This window comes from Cognatiluteimonas telluris, assembly GCF_011320095.1.
In the GTDB taxonomy this organism is placed as follows: domain Bacteria; phylum Pseudomonadota; class Gammaproteobacteria; order Xanthomonadales; family Xanthomonadaceae; genus Cognatiluteimonas; species Cognatiluteimonas telluris.
In genome coordinates this window covers 1-1,237 of sequence record NZ_JAANOY010000087.1, presented here as the reverse complement: position 1 = coordinate 1,237, position 1,237 = coordinate 1, and the positions used below count along the sequence as shown (strand labels likewise).

The window sequence follows — 1,237 nt, the reverse complement described above, 5'->3', positions numbered from 1 at the left end:
TGACTCCAAGCGCGACCGAAGAGGGTGGACGAAAGCGACAAGTTACTCACCGAAGCGAGCCAATTCGAACCGGCCGCATTGCCACAACAGGCCTGCTCTTAGCGGCCTAACACCTGAATTAAGCCGACATGCGTAGTGGAAGCAAAAGGTGGCACGCTCTTTAGTGCCGCCTTTTGCTGGAACGAAGCATGTTCGGCTTGAATGAATTGTTAGGCCTCACTGCGAGGCCAGTTGCCTGACAAACGATTGCATGAGCTCAATTCCTTGACTCCCGCAGTACTCGCCGGGGCGAGTGGGTGGAAACTCTTCCGGGAGTGAGGCGCACCGCGCGCGGATTGATTCTAGCTCTGGATCCTCGATTCGGCCGCCACAAGCAAAGTTGTCCCAATCGAATGGGCCACCGGTTTTCTCAACGAAGTCTCGAATGGTGGACGCCACCTCTAGGCGCGTGCGTTTCACTGGTTTGGCGAAGAGCGCGGCAAGTGCCGCCACCAGAGCTAGGAAAGGAAGCACGAGCACTGCCAGCATCGGATGCTGCACATCAAACGGCCGCTGGCGATCTCTCATGTGGGGACTAACGCCTGAATTAAGCCGACTTGCGTAGTGGAAGCGAAAGCGTGGCAAGCTTTTCCTGCCACGCTTTCGCTGGAACGAAGCAAGTTCGGCTTGAATGAATTGTTAGACCCTCACACGTGATCTTTATTGAACTCTTGGGATCCGACAACGGCGCCTTGCTGAAGTTTATTGGTCTTGGCCAATAGCGAGAGCGTCTCGTCGGGCGAAATCAGGAGATACGTTGCAGCCGCAGGAAGTTTAATGGTGGCCGACTGGCCAGCACTAATACTAACGACCTGCAAGGCTTTACTCGAAGAATCAAAGAACTCTGCTCGGCACTCGCCAGAAGTGGATGCCACGCATTTGAATTGGAAGTCGCCACTAGGACTCGCATTGTTGTATTGCCAGGCAACGCTACCCTTGTGGGTCATATCGGATGCGCTGCTGCAACCAGCCAAGCAAAGAGCAAGAAGGATGGCGGCTGTTCGTTTGTGATCCATTGATCTCTCCATGAGGGTCTAACACCTGAATTAAGCCGACATGCGTAGTGGAGGGAAAAGGTGGCACGCTTTTCAGTGCCGCCTTTTGCTGGAACGAAGCATGTTCGGCTTGAATGAATTGTTATATGGCTATCCGTGACTGCATAGCAGCCTTGGGTTGGTTGCATCAGTTGGTGAAAGCT

At 53.8% G+C, this 1,237-nt stretch carries 2 protein-coding genes; both read right to left on the bottom strand.

From position 1 onward, the window contains the following. Nucleotides 1-216 precede the first annotated feature (216 nt). Nucleotides 217-567 carry a hypothetical protein gene (locus tag G7B67_RS13095; RefSeq protein WP_166213136.1) on the bottom strand — a complete coding sequence of 117 codons (351 nt, stop codon included), beginning with the start codon at nucleotides 565-567 and terminating at the stop codon, nucleotides 217-219. 119 nt (nucleotides 568-686) lie between these two features. Next, nucleotides 687-1,055, bottom strand: coding sequence for a hypothetical protein (locus tag G7B67_RS13090; RefSeq protein WP_166213134.1), 369 nt, complete (start codon nucleotides 1,053-1,055; stop codon nucleotides 687-689). Nucleotides 1,056-1,237: the final 182 nt, after the last annotated feature.